At 60.7% G+C, this 15,362-nt stretch carries 14 protein-coding genes; 4 read left to right on the top strand and 10 right to left on the bottom strand.

The window, feature by feature from the left end:
* Window positions 1-38: 38 nt before the first annotated feature.
* Both AC3IX4_RS20630 and AC3IX4_RS20625 read right to left on the bottom strand, forming a co-directional pair.
* On the bottom strand, window positions 39-1,538 hold the full coding sequence (locus tag AC3IX4_RS20630; RefSeq protein ID WP_489257238.1) for a sensor histidine kinase: 1,500 nt from the start codon (window positions 1,536-1,538) through the stop codon (window positions 39-41).
* Complete coding sequence (locus tag AC3IX4_RS20625) at window positions 1,535-2,251, bottom strand: response regulator transcription factor (RefSeq protein ID WP_489257237.1); 717 nt, start codon at window positions 2,249-2,251, stop codon at window positions 1,535-1,537. The genes AC3IX4_RS20630 and AC3IX4_RS20625 overlap by 4 nt, the downstream gene beginning before the upstream one ends.
* A 147-nt stretch (window positions 2,252-2,398) precedes the next feature.
* On the opposite strand from AC3IX4_RS20625, the gene msrB reads away from it, so the two are divergent.
* Genes msrB through msrA form a run of 3 tightly spaced genes read left to right on the top strand, consistent with a single transcriptional unit; the run spans window position 2,399 to window position 5,429 of the window.
* On the top strand, window positions 2,399-2,911 hold the full coding sequence (gene msrB / locus AC3IX4_RS20620) for a peptide-methionine (R)-S-oxide reductase MsrB (protein ID WP_489257236.1): 513 nt from the start codon (window positions 2,399-2,401) through the stop codon (window positions 2,909-2,911).
* A gap of 18 nt (window positions 2,912-2,929) precedes the next feature.
* Entirely contained in the window at window positions 2,930-4,705 is a 1,776-nt protein-coding gene (locus AC3IX4_RS20615) for a cytochrome c biogenesis protein DipZ (RefSeq protein ID WP_489257235.1), read from the top strand.
* Window positions 4,706-4,721: 16 nt separating this feature from the next.
* Window positions 4,722-5,429: a peptide-methionine (S)-S-oxide reductase MsrA gene (msrA, locus tag AC3IX4_RS20610; RefSeq protein WP_489257234.1), complete on the top strand. Its 708-nt coding sequence runs from the start codon at window positions 4,722-4,724 to the stop codon at window positions 5,427-5,429.
* A 6-nt stretch (window positions 5,430-5,435) separates the two neighbouring features.
* Here the strand turns inward: msrA and AC3IX4_RS20605 are convergent, their stop codons facing one another.
* From AC3IX4_RS20605 to AC3IX4_RS20590, 4 genes are all read right to left on the bottom strand, one after another.
* Entirely contained in the window at window positions 5,436-6,119 is a 684-nt protein-coding gene (locus AC3IX4_RS20605; RefSeq protein WP_489257233.1) for a glutathione S-transferase family protein, read from the bottom strand.
* A gap of 35 nt (window positions 6,120-6,154) precedes the next feature.
* A complete protein-coding gene (locus AC3IX4_RS20600) occupies window positions 6,155-7,300 on the bottom strand; it encodes a M14 family metallopeptidase (RefSeq protein ID WP_489257232.1) in 1,146 nt (381 codons plus the stop codon).
* Between the two features lie 60 nt (window positions 7,301-7,360).
* Window positions 7,361-7,864 (bottom strand): DUF4880 domain-containing protein, encoded by a 504-nt coding sequence (locus AC3IX4_RS20595; RefSeq protein ID WP_489257231.1) that lies wholly within the window; start codon window positions 7,862-7,864, stop codon window positions 7,361-7,363.
* A 410-nt stretch (window positions 7,865-8,274) separates the two neighbouring features.
* On the bottom strand, window positions 8,275-8,613 hold the full coding sequence (locus tag AC3IX4_RS20590) for a DUF6124 family protein (protein WP_489257230.1): 339 nt from the start codon (window positions 8,611-8,613) through the stop codon (window positions 8,275-8,277).
* A 128-nt stretch (window positions 8,614-8,741) separates the two neighbouring features.
* Between AC3IX4_RS20590 and AC3IX4_RS20585 the strand changes: the two genes are divergently transcribed.
* Window positions 8,742-9,425: a LexA family protein gene (locus tag AC3IX4_RS20585; protein ID WP_489257229.1), complete on the top strand. Its 684-nt coding sequence runs from the start codon at window positions 8,742-8,744 to the stop codon at window positions 9,423-9,425.
* Between the two features lie 223 nt (window positions 9,426-9,648).
* Here the strand turns inward: AC3IX4_RS20585 and AC3IX4_RS20580 are convergent, their stop codons facing one another.
* The 4 genes from AC3IX4_RS20580 to AC3IX4_RS20565 are packed head-to-tail and all read right to left on the bottom strand — an operon-like array spanning window position 9,649 to window position 15,175.
* Window positions 9,649-11,559, bottom strand: coding sequence for an acetyl/propionyl/methylcrotonyl-CoA carboxylase subunit alpha (locus tag AC3IX4_RS20580; RefSeq protein WP_489257228.1), 1,911 nt, complete (start codon window positions 11,557-11,559; stop codon window positions 9,649-9,651).
* Window positions 11,556-12,374: a gamma-carboxygeranoyl-CoA hydratase gene (locus tag AC3IX4_RS20575; protein WP_489257227.1), complete on the bottom strand. Its 819-nt coding sequence runs from the start codon at window positions 12,372-12,374 to the stop codon at window positions 11,556-11,558. The genes AC3IX4_RS20580 and AC3IX4_RS20575 overlap by 4 nt, the downstream gene beginning before the upstream one ends.
* Window positions 12,375-12,377: 3 nt before the next feature.
* On the bottom strand, window positions 12,378-13,985 hold the full coding sequence (locus tag AC3IX4_RS20570) for a carboxyl transferase domain-containing protein (RefSeq protein ID WP_489257226.1): 1,608 nt from the start codon (window positions 13,983-13,985) through the stop codon (window positions 12,378-12,380).
* A gap of 26 nt (window positions 13,986-14,011) precedes the next feature.
* Window positions 14,012-15,175 carry an isovaleryl-CoA dehydrogenase gene (locus AC3IX4_RS20565; RefSeq protein ID WP_489257225.1) on the bottom strand — a complete coding sequence of 388 codons (1,164 nt, stop codon included), beginning with the start codon at window positions 15,173-15,175 and terminating at the stop codon, window positions 14,012-14,014.
* Between the last annotated feature and the right edge of the window lie 187 nt (window positions 15,176-15,362).

Genomic DNA, 15,362 nt, shown 5'->3' with positions numbered 1-15,362 from the left:
GTCGAAAGTGCAAGGGTCAAATCGGCCACAAATCCCCACTAGAGTGCCGGTCGTAGCCGCGCGGCAGCCTTCTCGTCCACCGGCAAGCTGAAGCGAAAGCTCGCCCCACGTCCAGGCAGGTCCAGCAACTGGATTTGCACGCCATGCAGTTGCAGGATCCGGTGGACGATCCGCAGCCCCAGCCCGCCGTCTCGGCGTGCGCCGCCAATATTGAACGGGCGCAGAAACAGGCCTTCGCGCAGCGCCTCATCAATGCCGGGGCCGCTGTCGCTGACGGTCACTTCGACCACGGGGCCGCGAGTGACCAGGCTGATTTCCACCTCGCCGCCTGAGGGGGTATGGCGCAGCGCATTGTCGAGCAGGTTGGTCAGCACGCGCTCGATCAAGCCGAGGTCTGCGCAGGCCGCCGAGACGCCCGGGGCAATGCTGGCCTTGAGTGCCACCTGGCGCGCTTCGGCGGTGAGTTCGAACTTCTGGAACACATCCTGGATCAGATCGGTCAGCGAGAAGCGCTCCAGCACCGGCTGCACAAAACCGTGCTCCAGGCGCACCAGTTCCAGCAACGACTGGGCCAAACCGCCGACCTTGCGGCTTTGGTCCAGGGCGATACCCAGGTAGCGACGACGTTCCTCTGGCGTGAGGCTGGCGTCCTTGAGCGACAGGGTCTCCAGATAGCCGTGCAGCGAAGCCAGGGGGGTGCGCAGGTCATGGGAGATATTGGCGACCAGCTCACGCCGTTCCTGATCCTGGCGGGTGAGTGAGCGCCATTGCTCGTTCAGGCGGATCTGCATTTGTCGGAAGGCGGCATCGAGCACGGCGATTTCGTCCTGAGTCACCTGTTTATCGAGCGCTTCGGGGGACGCAGGGGCAGGCGCTGTGGGTGCGCCGTCGATATCAAACTGGCGCACGGTTTCGGTCAGCCGGCGCAGTGGCCGGGTAATCAGGCCAAAGGCTGTGAGGCCTGCGATCAGGCACAGCAGGGCGACCATGCCAATGGACCACAGGGCGGTGTTCAACGCGGCACTGGTGGCGCCACGCTCCACGAGCCGGTCGTGCTCTTCACTGAGTAATACCACGTACAAATAGCCGCTTTGCTGACCATTGGCGCTCAGAGGCGCCACGCTGAAGACTTTGCGCCCATGGTCACTGCGCGGGTCATCGCCCAGCACCGGCAGCGGTGCGCCGGCCAACAGGCGTTGCAGGGGCGCCACATCGATTTGTTCGCGGCGAATGCGCCCAGCGGGTGCATCGTTGACCAGAATACGGCCCTGGTTATCCAGCAGATACACCTCGACGCTGGGGTTGACCCGCATCAGTTGGCCGAACAAACCACGCAGGGCATCGGGCTTCAGGCCGCTGGTGTCCACCAGTTGCGTATCGCGGGCGATGTGGGTGGCCAGGTCACGCGACAGGCCTTGCACCACTTCCAGTTCGTGCATGCGGTTGGAGCGCACTTGCATCCACACTGAGGTGCCGCTGCACACCAGCAACAACACGGCAAACACCAGTGACAAGCGCTGGGTGAGGGTCAGTCTCATGGCAGATCCTCGGGGGCCGCCATCTTGTAGCCGCGCCCCCATACGGTGAGGATTCGCGCGGGCTGGGCCGGGTCGGCTTCGACCTTGGCACGCAGGCGGTTGATGTGGGTATTGACGGTGTGTTCGTAGCCTTCGTGGTTGTAGCCCCAGACGGCGTTAAGCAAATCGATGCGCGAAAATACCTTGCCAGGCTGGCGAGCGAAGAAATACAGCAGGTCAAACTCTCGGGGGGTGAGCTCCAGCACCCGGCCGTGCAGTGATGCCTCGCGGGTCAACGGGTCGATGAACAGCCCGGCCAAGGTCAGGCTGCCGGCCTCCATCTTGAGGTTGCGTGCCATGGCATCGACCCGGCGTAACAGGGCCTTCACCCGCGCCACCAGCTCAAGCATGGAAAACGGTTTGGCCAGGTAGTCGTCGGCACCCAGTTCCAGCCCGAGGATGCGGTGCATTTCGCTGGAGCGCGCGCTGGTGATGATGATGGGCGTGTAGCGCGTCATGGCCCGCGCACGCCGGCAGATCTCTAGGCCATCGACACCGGGCAGCATCAAATCGAGGATCAGGGTGTCCCAGCCGCCTTGTTCGAGCAGGCGCAGCCCCTGGTTGCCATCGGCACAGTGGACGACGTCGAAATGCTCGTCGCGCAGGTGCAGCACGATCAGGTCGGCAATGTGCTGGTCATCTTCGACAACGAGAACACGTTTGGGTTGATCCATCGGGAGAATGCCTTTGAGCGTTCGCTTCATTGTGCAAGTTTTATCAAGGCGAAGTTGTCACGAATTGTTTAACTCTGCGTGAGGATTTGGCGATCAGCCGCGCATTAGGCTTTGTCTCAATACCTGAGGGTCATGCGGGAGAAGACCATGCTATCCAGACGACAATTGCTGCTGAGCGGTGCCAGCCTTGGCGCGACCGTGTTGGCCATTGGCATGTTGCCCAAATGGGTGGGCCAGTCATCGGCGGCCCCGACAGCCGCACCGACTGAGACTTTTGAAATCAGCCATACCGAGGCGCAATGGCGACAGATACTCAGCGCCGAGCAGTATCAGATCTTGCGTGAGCAGGGCACCGAACGCGCCTACAGCAGCCCACTGAACGATGAGCACCGTGCCGGCACCTTCGCCTGTGCCGGTTGCGCCTTGCCGCTGTTTTCGTCCACCACCAAGTTCGATAGCCATACCGGTTGGCCGAGTTTCTGGCAACCGTTGGAGAACGCGGTCGCGGTGAGCACCGATTCGTCCTACGGCATGGTGCGCGACGAAGTGCACTGTCGTCGTTGTGGTGGCCACCTGGGCCATGTGTTCGATGATGGCCCGCGCCCCACCGGCCTGCGCTATTGCATGAACGGCCTGGCCATGACTTTCACGCCAGCCTGAATTGATAACGGTGATCCTATGTGGCTTCTGATACTTGCTTACCTGGGCGGGGTACTTACCATCGTCAGCCCGTGCATCCTGCCCGTACTGCCATTTGTGTTCGCGCGGACCGGCCAGCCGTTTCTGCGCACGGGTCTGCCGTTACTGGTGGGCATGGCATTGACCTTCGCTCTGGTTGCCACCCTGGCGGCTGTCGGCGGTGCTTGGGTGGTGCAATTGAACCAGTATGGCCGCTGGCTGGCGCTGATCTTTGTCGCCTTGTTCGGCTTGACGCTGATGCTGCCACGCCTGGCCGAGCACCTGACACGGCCATTGGTCGCGGCGGGCAATCGCCTGTCGCAGTCGGCCGGTAACGATCCGCGCCCACGGTCGGGCACGTCCTTACTGATCGGTGTCGCGACCGGTTTGCTCTGGGCACCTTGTGCCGGCCCGATCCTGGGGTTGTTATTGACCGGCGCCGCGTTGCAAGGCGCCAATGTGGGCACCACCTTGCTGTTGCTGGCCTACGCGGCAGGCGCGGCCACTTCGCTGGCGCTGGCCTTGTTGATCGGTGGCAAGGTATTCAGCGCTATGAAGCGCTCGCTCGGCGCCGGGGAATGGTTGCGCCGCGGGCTGGGTGCAGCCATGTTGGCCGGTGTTGCTGCCATTGCGCTGGGCTTGGATACGGGCATCCTGGCCAGGGTTTCTACGGCGTCGACTGGGGGCCTGGAACAAGCGCTGGTCGATCGTCTGGCAGGCTTGTCCAACGACAGTGCAATGTCTGGGAGCGGTGCGATGATGGCGTCCGGTGGCACCATGAAAGCCGCCAACCAAAGCGCTTCGGCCTTACCGGTCGAAGGGACGCTGCCATCGCTGGACGGTGCTGTGCAGTGGCTCAACTCACCGCCCCTGACGGCCGAAGGCTTGAAGGGCAAGGTTGTGTTGGTGGATTTTTGGACCTACTCCTGCATCAACTGCCTGCGCAGCCTGCCTTACGTCAAGGCCTGGGCCGAGAAGTACCGCGATCAGGGGCTGGTGGTGATCGGCGTGCATGCACCGGAGTTCGCCTTTGAACGCGATGTCGATAATGTCACCCAGGCCATGCGCAAGCTGGGCATCGACTACCCAGTGGCCATCGACAACGACTACCGGATCTGGCGTGCCTTCAATAATCAGTACTGGCCTGCCCATTACTTTGCCGACGCTCAGGGTCGTATTCGCTATCACCATTTCGGTGAAGGGCAATACGCCGAATCGGAGCGTGTGATTCAGCAGCTGTTACGGGAGGCGGGCGCAAGCCAGGTCACCGCGGACATCACTAAAGTCAGCGCTCAGGGGGTGCAACAAGCGCCAGACATGGCGGCGGTGCGCTCGCCGGAAACCTACCTGGGCTTTGAGCGGGCCAAAAACTTCGTACCCGCTTCGGCGCTGGCCCCGGATCGTGTCGCCCGCTACTCCGTGCCAGACGGGCTGGCGCTCAATCAATGGGGGCTGCAAGGGCAGTGGAATATCGGTGCCGAACGCGCAAGCCTGGTCGCCGCCCATGGCCGGATCATCTATCGCTTCCATGCCCGTGACCTGCATCTGGTGCTCGGCCCAGGGGCTGACGGCAGGCCCGTGCGCTTCAAGGTCAGCATTGACGGCCAGGCCCCAGGCGCTTCGCATGGCAGCGACGTGGCCCCCGATGGCAGTGGCCAGGTCACCGAACAACGCTTGTATCAGTTGGTGCGTCAGATCGGCGAGGTGCAGGACCGCACCTTCAGCATTGAGTTTCTAGACCCGAACGTCTCGGCCTACGCCTTCACCTTTGGTTGATTCAGGAGTTTGAGCCATGTCTGTTTTCGCAAAATTGGCATCTGCGCTACTGGGCCTTTTGGCACTGGCATTCGCTGTGCCTGGCAGCGCCTTTTCATTCGGTGCGGGGGATGAGGCGGTTGTGATTGCTGCCCCTGCCATCGACGAACCGGCAAGGGGCGGGAGTGAAACCCTGGTGTTGGCCGGTGGCTGTTTCTGGGGTGTGCAGGGTGTATTCCAGCATGTCAAAGGCGTGACTCGAGCGGTGTCGGGCTACGCCGGAGGCAGCGCCGACACCGCAGATTACGAGCGCGTCAGTGGTGGCGATACCGGCCATGCGGAAGCAGTGCAAGTCACCTTCGACCCCACGCAGGTGAGCTACGGCACCTTGCTGCAGATTTTCTTCTCGGTCGCTCATAACCCTACCGAGTTGAACCGCCAGGGGCCCGACACTGGAACCCAGTACCGCTCGGCACTCTTCCCGCAGAGCGAGGACCAGCAGCGCGTCGCCCAGGCCTATATCGCCCAGCTCGACGCCGCAGGCTCGTTCGGCAAACCCATCGTCACGCGGCTGGAAAGCTTCAAGGGCTTTTATCCCGCCGAGGATTACCATCAGGACTTTCTGACCGAGCACCCGATGTACCCCTATATCGTGATCAATGACCTGCCCAAGGTTGCTCAGTTGAAAAAACTGTTCCCGGACCGTTATCGCAATGAGCCGGTGCTGGTCAAAGGCGGCTCCTGAACCTTGTTATTCGTCGTCGAGAAAGCGCTTGGGCATCTGATCCTTGAACGGGAAGAACTTGAACCAGGGCTTGGCTTCTTCCAGCACGCGCTCGACCGAACGGCGCTTGAGCAGGCGCTCGAAGTACGCCGTCAGGTTGCGGTGGCTGGCAGGGAACGGTTCGACGATCGAGGCATAGAACAGCGCAGGGGCGGCGGCACAGTCAGCCATGCTGAAGGGGTTGCCGATGGCCCAGGCTTTATCGGCCATGTGTTGCTCGATCATGCGGTAGGCGGTGCGCAGGTTGTCGTGGGCATCGGCCACGCCCAGCAGATCGCCGCCGCCTTCGGGTCGCAGGCGATCGGCGACGATCTTCTGCATCGGGACTTGCACGTAAAGGTCGAAGAACCGATCCCATAGGCGTGCCTGTAGCTGGGTGGCCGGGTCGCTGGGCAGAAACCGCGTCTTGCCGGGGTAATGCTGGTCGAGGTATTCGATGATGATGCTGGTTTCCGGCAGCATCAGTTGCTGGCTGGCGTCATACATCAGCGGGATCTTGCCCACGGGCCAACGCTCCAGAAACGCCTTGTTGGCCTCTGGGTCACTGAAGTCGACGACGTGGGCGGTGAAGGGCGTGTCGTTCTCATAAAGAGCAATCAGCACTTTGTGACAGAAGGACGCCAAGGGGTGCAGATAGACGGTCAGGGCCATGGGGCGGTTCCTGTGTGAGAGAGGGCTATCTGGATTCAGCGCAACCGGTCGACCAGATGTGCAAGCGTACTCAAGACATCCTTGCCCAATTGCGCCGAACGCTGGCCAGACCAGCCTGTGACGGGGTCGGGGTTATCGTCGTGATCCTTGAACGGCATTTCCAGGGTCAATGACAGGCAGTCGAATTTTTGCCCCACGGCATTGCAAGCCAGGGTCATATTGGCCTGGCCGGGTTCGTCGCGCGTATACCCGTGCACCGTTTGAAAGTCTTGAGTCTGCAGGCTTAGATGGCTGCGAAACGCCTGCTCAAGCTCAGCGATACGCGGTGTGTAGCCTGGGTTACCTTCACAGGCTGCGGTAAACACATGGGGGATTTCTTCATCGCCATGGGCGTCGAGAAACAGGTCCACACCGTATTTGTCCATTTGTTGCTGAACGAAAAATACCTCTGGGCTGTGCTCAGCGCTGGATGCCTGCCAGGCGCGGTTCAAGTCCGTGCCCATGGCATTGGTGCGCAAGTGCCCATGGAAAGCACCGTCGGGGTTCATGTTCGGCACCAGATACAGGTCAGCAGTCGCCAGCAGCGCCTTGAGTTCAACGCCGGTGTCTTGCTCCAAGCGCTCGATCACACCCTCCATGAACCACTCGGCCATGTGCTCGCCGGGGTGTTGTTGGGCGATGATCCACAGTTTGCGCTTGCCCGCTGCGCCGTCGCCTTTGCGCAACAGAGGTATTTCTCGGCCCTCGGCACTTTTACCGACTGCCAGCAATTCCAGGCCAGCATCGCTGACAGCGCGTTTAATCAGCTGCTCATGCTGGGCGCGGCTGTAGGGTTGGAAATAGGCGAACCAGACTAGGCCTTCCTGAGCTGGAAGGTCAAAGCGCAAGGCTTGGCCATCGAAGCGGCTGGGCACACGGAACCAGGTGTTTTGGTCGTAGGAGGCCGCGGCGTTGTAGCCGCTCCAGGCCTTGTTGTACGAAGACTGCCCGGCATTTTCCAGGCTGAAGCTGTAGTGCTCGCCCGGCGTCATGCCGTCGACCTTGAAGTGGAACCACTGGAAATGCTGGCTACGGGTATCGGGGCGGATGGCCAGGCGCACATTGCCGGCATCGCTGGCGTCGATCACTTCGATATTGCCGCTGTCGAAGTCGGCGCTGATCTGAACAGAGGGTGCTGGCACGGTAAGGGCCTCATCAAGATACGTGTGAGGCTTACTTTACACGGCTCGGCGAATGCTGCGTCAGTACCAGGCGCAGCCGAGCCCGAGCAGACCCAGGCCGAACAACAGCAGCGCCCAAGCGCCCACTCCCAGAGTGTGCCTTGGCTGGCGGTACCAATGGCCCTGGCCTAGTTCACGAGCAGGGGCCAACAGGGCGCGCCAGTGCAGTTCGGTGGCGTGAAAGGCGTGCAGATGGGCGGGATCGGCGTCCAGCCAACGGCGAAAGTCGATGCGTTCGCAGGCAGTGGTGGACGTGCACTGCAGTCGCACATACCACTGGCTGGCGGTATTCAGGTCTGACTGAAGGTGGTCACGTCCGTGAACGAGCACCTGGGTCATGTCTTTTTCTACTTGAGCTTGGGTCATGTGCAGGCGCAGCGCGATGTCGGCAAAGGACAGATCATCAAGTCGAGCCAACAGAAACACTTGCTGGATGCGGCGAGGTAGTTTTTTCAGCCGTGCACTCTGGCCATGGATCGGGTGGCGCTGGAAGGGGTTTTCAAACGACGAGAGCAAGCTGGCCATGGGTAAGCTCCATGCGAGGTGCGGCGAACGCTGAGCAGCTGGGAGGGGGGGCGTCTTCCCTGACGCTGCAGCAGCTTAGTATTTGTGCGATTGATTCTCAAGTGCTAAATCGGTGAATTTTGATATCACAGAGATGTTTCAGGCTTTTGCAGGCGATAGTCCTTTGCTATCATCGCGGCCATTCGAAACACCCTCTTCATTAGCCTGAAGAAACTAAAAAAAAGACCCGGCAAAAAGCCGGGTCAAAAACCGTGATTAGCCTGATGAGGAGATAATCTGAGAGTCCGACCTAAGGTCTTTCAGGTTATCCAACCAGTCTCGCGACCAGCTGATGCAATAATAATCGTTCTCGTTTAGAGATCAAGTGAATTTTCTGTCATTCATGAAAATTTCTGATTCTTATTGTCGCCTCATTGCCGCTGATATTGATCCAGGGCCCGTTCTACAAGGGTTCTGGTCATATCTGCCATGTGCACGACCGAAAAAGCCAAATCCCTTTTTGTCCCTTGCTGCGCATCGGCGACTTCATACGCCGTGGCGGCTGTGCAGCGCATCAACATCAATGCGTGGGTGAGCACCTGTTCGGTGCTCAGGCCGTCGCGCGCCATGAACGGTGGGCGTTGTGGCTCATTGGCCACAGGCTCCGGGTTCAGGTAGTAGTCCAGTGCGCGGCGAGCCGCTTCTGACTCGCTCAGGGCAGGGTGGCTGTCGGGGTCGATTGCCTGGGTGTCGCGAAACTGTGAATTCATGAAGTGCAGGCCGCCTTTTTGGGTTTGAAAAAGTCCGCCTCAGGGTAATACGCCTCGTATTTATTTCCATAATCTACATAATACAAAGTGTGTATTGAGTGGTTCAGTACAGACCGTATCGTGCCGCCATGGAAAAATGGATTGCTCTGATCAGAAATCGAATGCGCGACATGAATGTCACGCAGGAAAAACTCGCCGAACGCCTTGGGGTGTCCCAGGGTGCAGTCAGCCATTGGCTCAATGACCGCCGCGGGCTGAAACTGGACCGCCTCAACCGAATGTTGCATGCCTTGGGGCTCACGCCCTTGCAACTGATGCCCTCTGCGCAGGTGGCTGAAGCGGCGGCAAGCTATGGCCTGGAGGTCAAGGAAGCCCCGGCCATCTCCCAAGTGAGCGATGGCGTGCGGCTGGCACTGTGCTTTCGTTACCCGCTGATCAGTTGGGAGCAGGCATTGGATCCGGAGCAGCCCGCATTGCTCTCGGTGCCAGGGCAGCGCTTCGAACTCACCGACTATCAAACCGACGCCCACTGCTTCTGGCTGGAAGTGGAGGGCAATGCCATGAACGCTCCTGTGGGGCTCAGTGTGCCTCAGGGCATGCTCATTCTGGTAGACCCCACCCTTGTGCCCAAAGCCGGCAGTCTGGTGATAGCGAAATGGGATGACAGCCCAGTCGCCACTTTCCGACAAATTACGGAAGAGGGCGGGCAGCGTTATTTGACGCCGCTCAACCCCACTTATCCCAAGCAGCTTCTGACAGATCAATGCCGTGTTATCGGAGTGGTCGTACAGGCAACCGTAAGATTTCTGTAGCCAAGAACTGATGCGGCCTACAGGCCGCATCATCGTCCCCGCACGCTCAGACCGCGTCGTGTTCATCGGCGTAGGAGCACGGCTTGCCGGCGATGGGCACGCCGCGGTGCATCAGACAAACCGCAGTGCGTTCATCGCGGCTAAAGCCAGCTCCTACCGTCGATGGGCACGCTGCTGTGCATCAGACAAACCGCGGTGCGTTCATCGCGGGTAAACCCGGCTCCTACAGGAGCTCCACCAGCGCAGTCCCTTCACTGACCATCTCGCCTTCCTGGCAATACAGCGACTTGACCACGCCCGCCTGCGGCGCACGGATGCTGTGCTCCATCTTCATCGCTTCGAGTACCACCAGTTGCGCGCCGGCCTCTACCACCTGGCCGACCTCAACCAGTACTCGCACAATGCTGCCGTTCATGGGGGCGGTCAGCCCGCCCTGATGGCTATGGCTGGCCTCGGCCTCGGCAATCGGGTCGACGCGGGAGATGCACTGCAGGTCTCCTTGCCATTTCAGGTAGAGGTCGCCGCCGCGTCGAAGGGCCAGGGGGTTGTGGCACATGCCGGTGCTGGGGCTCAAGGCACTCAGCGAGATCATCTGCCGCTCGCCATTGCAGCTCAGGTGCAGGCTGATCTGGGCGGGAAGCCCGGCACGCAGGCCTTGAGTCGAGCTCCAGGGTGAATGGGGGTCGTCGCTGCGTATCCGCGCAGGTTCGCTCTGGATGTAAGCCTCCCCGGCCGCTTGCCAGAAGCTGGCAGGCAAAGGTTGTGGCGAGGGCAGCAGTTGCTCCTGATAGCGAGGGATAAAACCGGTGTCCAGCTCTGCTGCGGCAAAGGCTGGGTGAGCAAGGATTCTGCGCAAAAAAGCAATGTTGGTTTTAACGCCGCCAACGGCAAACTCGTCGAGCATGCTCAACAGGCGCAGCCGGGCCTGTTCACGGTTTTCACCCCAAGCAATCAACTTGCCCAGCATGGGGTCATAGAAGGGCGATACGCTGTCGCCTTCTTCGATGCCGCTGTCGACCCGCCGGCCAGGGCCAGGTGCCGACTCGCGATAGAGCTGCAAAGTACCGGTGGCGGGCAGAAAGTCATTGCTGGGGTCCTCGGCATACAGCCGTACCTCGATCGCATGCCCATTGAGCGGCACTTGCGCCTGGGTGATCGGCAGCGGCTCGCCACACGCAACGCGAATCTGCCAGGCCACCAGGTCCAGGCCTGTGATCGCTTCGGTGACCGGGTGTTCGACCTGCAGGCGAGTGTTCATCTCCATAAAGAAGAATTCGCCGCGTGAGTCGAGCAAAAACTCAACAGTACCGGCGCCCACGTAACCGATGGCCTGGGCAGCCCGTACAGCGCTTTCACCCATGGCCTGGCGCTGCGCCGGGCTCAGGCCGGGAGCCGGAGCCTCTTCGACGACTTTCTGGTGACGACGCTGAATTGAGCAATCGCGCTCGTTGAGGTACAGGCAGTTGCCGTGCTGGTCAGCGAAGACCTGGATTTCCACATGGCGGGGCTTGAGTACGTACTTTTCGACCAGCATGCGTGAATCGCCAAATGACGATTGCGCTTCGCGCTGGGCAGACGCCAGCGCCTCGGCCAGCTCGCTTTCGTGCTCGACCACTTTCATACCCTTGCCGCCGCCACCGGCAGTGGCCTTGAGCAGCACCGGGTAGCCGATGCGCGCCGAGGCCTCGCGAAAGGTTTCCAAATCTTGGGCCTGGCCGTGATAACCCGGCACCAACGGGACGCCTGCTGTCTCCATCAGGGCCTTGGCTGCCGACTTGCTACCCATCGCATCAATGGCGCTGGCCGGTGGGCCAAGGAAAATCAGTCCGGCCTCTTCAATGGCACGAGCAAAACCTGCGTTCTCGGAAAGAAAACCGTAGCCTGGGTGAATCGCCTGGGCGCCAGCGGCCTTGGCGGCAGCCAACAATTTGTTGATGTCCAGATAGCTTTCGGCCGCTTTGCTGCCGCCCAGGTCGACACGAATATCCGCTTCGCGACTGTGCCGGGCATCACGGTCGACCGCGCTGTGCACGGCCACTGTGGTCAAGCCCAGTGCCTTGGCAGTACGCATGATACGGCAGGCGATTTCGCCACGGTTGGCGACCAGCAGGGTGGTCAGTGGGGGGCGGCTCATGGGCGCGGCTCCTTCGCATGGGGGGCGGATTGCCAAGCGGGTTGGCGTTTTTCCAGGAAGGCACGCAAACCTTCCTGGCCTTCAGGGCTCACGCGAACGCGGGCGATAGTGCCTTCGCAGCTGTGACGCAGTTCATCGGTCAATTCACCGGCGGCCACTTCGCGCAGTAGAGCCTTGGTTGCACGCAGGCCTTGAGGGCTGTTCTGCAGTAAATTGCTGACCCAGGCCTCAACCTGCGCATCCAGCTCGCAGGCTGGATAAGCCTCGGCGAAAAGCCCCAACTCCCGCGCTCGCTCCCCGCTGAAACGCTCGGCCGTCAACGCATAGCGACGGGCCGCGCGTTCGCCAATAGCCTGGACCACAAAGGGGCTGATAACCGCCGGTGCCAGGCCGATGCGCACTTCCGAGAGACTCAGTTGAGCATCACTGGCGCCGATGGCCATGTCGCAGCAACTGATCAGCCCCAATGCACCGCCGAAGGCTGCGCCCTGAACCACGGCAAGGGTCGGAATGCTCAGCGCCGCCAGGTTGTACATCAGGTCGCCCAACTCATGGGCGTCTGCCAGGTTGCTGGCATAGTCCAGGCCCGCCGACTGCTGCATCCAGGCCAGGTCTGCGCCAGCACTGAAATGCCGGCCGCGTCCACGCAGCAATAGAAAGCGCAGGTCCGAGTCGGCCTGCACCTGCTCCAGCGCCACAATCAGTTCGCGAATCATCTGGGCGTTGAACGCGTTATTTTTCTCTTCGCGGCTCAGCCATAACGTGGCAAAGCCGCGAGCGTCCTTATGCAATTGCAGGGTTGCGAAGTTATTCATCAGTCACATCCGAAAAATGCCGAAACGGCTCTGTTCAATCGGTGCGTTGAGTGACGCGGACAAGGCCAGGCCCAGGATGTCACGGGTCTGTGCCGGGTCGATGACGCCATCGTCCCAAAGGCGGGCACTGGAGTAGTAGGGGTGGCCCTGGTGTTCGTACTGGTCGAGGATCGGCTGCTTGAGCTGCGCTTCCTGCTCGGCGCTGAAACTTTGCCCGCTGCGTTCGATCTGTTCGCGCTTGACCTGTGCCAGAACACCGGCGGCCTGTTCGGCGCCCATCACGCCGATCCGGGCATTGGGCCACATCCACAAGAAGCGCGGGTCGTAGGCGCGACCGCACATGCCATAGTTACCGGCCCCAAAACTGCCGCCGATGATGACGGTAAACTTCGGTACCTTGGCGCATGCCACGGCGGTCACCAGCTTGGCGCCATGCTTGGCGATACCCCCCGCTTCATATTTTTGCCCGACCATGAAGCCTGTGATGTTCTGCAAGAACAGCAGCGGGATGCCGCGCTGGCAGGCCAGCTCAATAAAGTGCGCGCCTTTTTGCGCAGCTTCAGAAAACAGAATGCCATTGTTGGCCAGGATCGCGATGGGGTAGCCATGCAGGTGAGCGAAGCCACACACCAGGGTGGCGCCAAACAAGGCCTTGAATTCATCGAAGACCGAACCATCGACCAGCCGGGCAATCACTTCCCGCACATCGAACGGTTGCTTGGCGTCCGCAGGCACCACACCGTACAGCTCCTCGCTGGCATACCGTGGGACGATGGGCGCGCGCTGCTGCACTTCACCCAGCTTCTGCCAATTGAGGTTGGCGACACAGCGGCGGGCGATGGCCAACGCGTGCTCGTCATTGTCGGCATAGTGGTCGGCAACGCCTGAGACCTTGCAATGCACATCGGCCCCGCCGAGGTCCTCGGCGCTCACCACCTCGCCGGTCGCGGCTTTGACCAGCGGCGGTCCCGCCAGAAAAATCGTCGCTTGCTCACGGACCATGATCGCTTCATCGGCCATGGCCGGCACATAGGCGCCACCGGCGGTGCATGAGCCCATGACCACCGCAATCTGGGCGATGCCCAAGGCGCTCATGTTGGCCTGGTTGAAGAAAATCCTGCCGAAGTGCTCGCGATCAGGAAACACTTCATCCTGGCGCGGCAGGTTGGCGCCGCCCGAATCCACCAGATAAATGCACGGCAAGCGATTTTGCAGCGCGATGGCCTGGGCGCGCAGGTGCTTTTTCACCGTCAGCGGGTAGTAACTGCCGCCTTTGACCGTAGCGTCGTTCGCCACGATCATGCACTCGACCCCTTCAACTCGGCCGATACCGGCTATAACACCGGCAGCCGGTACCTCTTCGCCGTAGACCTCGTAGGCGGCCAACTGACCGATTTCCAAAAAGGGTGAGCCTGGGTCCAGCAGGCGATCAATGCGCTCACGTGGTAACAATTTGCCGCGTGACGTATGACGTTGCTGGGCTTTCTCACCGCCGCCCTGCTGAACCTTGGCCAATAGGCCGCGCAAGGCCTGGACCTGTTCGAGCATGGCCGCACTGTTGCTGGCGTACTCAGGCGAGCGGGGGTTGATCTGGGTGTGCAGGACTGCCATTGGCGCGATTCCTTTTATTCGAGAGCTCAGCGAGTTTCGTTGAACAATTCGCGGCCAATCAGCATGCGGCGAATTTCGCTGGTGCCAGCACCGATCTCATACAGCTTGGCATCGCGCAGCAGGCGCCCGGTGGGAAACTCGTTGATGTAGCCATTGCCCCCCAGGATCTGGATGGCATCCAAGGCCATTTGCGTGGCGCGCTCGGCGGTATAGAGAATGACGCCAGCGGCGTCCTTGCGGATGGTTTCGTTGCGCTCGCAGGCCTGGGCTACCGCATAGAGATAGGCACGGCTGGCGTTGAGGTGGGTGTACATGTCCGCGACCTTGCCCTGGATCAGCTGGAACTCGCCGATGCTTTGGCCGAACTGTTTACGGTCGTGGATATAAGGCACGACCACGTCCATGCAGGCTTGCATGATCCCGGTAGGGCCGCCGGAGAGCACGACGCGTTCGTAGTCCAGCCCACTCATCAGCACTTTGACACCACCGTTGAGCACGCCCAGCACGTTTTCTTCCGGTACCTCGACGTCGTCGAAGAACAGCTCGCAGGTGTTGGAACCGCGCATGCCCAGTTTGTCGAACTTGTTGCTGCGGCTGAAGCCTTTCCAGTCGCGCTCGACAATAAAGGCGGTGATGCCATGGGGGCCTTTTTCAAAGTCGGTCTTGGCATAGATGACGTAGGTGTTGGCGTCAGGGCCGTTGGTGATCCAGGTCTTGCTGCCATTGAGCACAAAACGGTCGCCGCGCTTGTCGGCGCGCAGTTTCATCGACACCACGTCGGAGCCGGCATTGGGCTCGCTCATGGCCAGGGCACCGATGTGCTCGCCGCTGATCAGCTTGGGCAGGTACTTGGTTTTCTGTTCATGGTTGCCGTTGCGGTTGATCTGGTTGACGCACAGGTTCGAGTGCGCGCCGTAGGAGAGGGCGACGGAAGCCGAGCCGCGGCTGATCTCTTCCATCGCAATGACGTGGGCGAGGTAGCTCAAGCCCGTGCCGCCGTATTCTTCCGGGACAGTAATGCCCAGCAGGCCCATGTCACCGAATTTGCGCCACAGGTCGGCGGGGAAAAGATTGTCGCGATCGATCTGGGCGGCGCGCGGAGCCACTTCGGCGGCGACCAGCGCCTTGACCTGATCACGCAGCATGTCGAGGGTTTCGCCCAAGGCGAAATTCAAGGAGGGATAGCTCATGCGGGCACCTGTGCGGATTGTTTTTATGATGGCTGGGTGATGACCTTTACGTTAACGTAAACCTCGGATGAATTACTGTCAACTGTAGGTAGATTCTCTGGTTTATGTAGTCTGAATCCTACGATAGACGGATGGGGAGCAAACGCCATGACCCTTGCTCTAACGTAGGGTTGCGTTCATGGGCGTT

The organism is Pseudomonas sp. KH_021, from assembly GCF_057838865.1.
This window is presented reverse-complemented; position numbering and strand designations above follow the sequence as displayed.